At 71.9% G+C, this 716-nt stretch carries 1 protein-coding gene; it reads right to left on the reverse strand.

The features are described 5' to 3' along the window. Positions 1 to 711: precorrin-3B C(17)-methyltransferase (locus Q0L15_RS06810; protein ID WP_296603158.1), on the reverse strand; the 711-nt coding region annotated here is incomplete at its 3' end. Positions 712 to 716: the final 5 nt, after the last annotated feature.

The raw sequence follows: 716 nt of genomic DNA on the forward strand, positions 1-716 counted from the left end.
GCGCAGGGTCGTCACCGTGAGTGCCTCCTCGGCACGTCCGACGTCGCGCCCCACCACGACGACCGTCTCCGGGCTCTTGTGCTCCAGCAGCACCTGTTTGGCCGTGGTGACCTGCTCGGTACGACTGCGCGACGCCGGGTTGTAGATCGCAAGGACGAGGTCAGCCTCGGCGACGGCCCGGAGTCGCTTCTCGACGACTTCCCACGGCTTGAGGCGGTCCGAGAGGCTCATTACCGCGAAGTCGGCACCCACAGGGGCGCCGGCCCGGGCAGCCACGGCCTGCACTGCGCTCACGCCGGGGAGCACCCGGACCCGTACGTTTGCGTACGCCGGGTCCTCGGCCGCCTCGAGCACCGCAGCCGCCATGCCGAAGACACCGGCGTCGCCACCCGACACCACAGCCACCTTCGCGCCGCCCTTCGCAAGGTCCAGGGCGAACGTTGCACGGTCCAGCTCGACGGTGTTGCCCGAGGCATGGCGGGTCAGCCCCTCGCGCTGCGGCACCCGGTTCACGTACGGCGCGTACCCCACGACGTGGTCGACCTCGGCCAGCGCCGCGCTCACCTCGGGGGTCAGCCAGCCGTCGGGACCGGGGCCGAGCCCCACGACGAGCAACTCGGCCGGATCGACCTCGTCGGCTGTGGCCGCGACCGCCGTCAAGTCGCTCGCCTCGCGGGAGCGCCGTCCGTTGCGGCTGTCGCCGGTGACCACGATCA

Origin of the sequence: Nocardioides sp. (assembly GCF_024509035.1) — a bacterium.
Taxonomy (GTDB): Bacteria; Actinomycetota; Actinomycetes; order Propionibacteriales; family Nocardioidaceae; genus Nocardioides.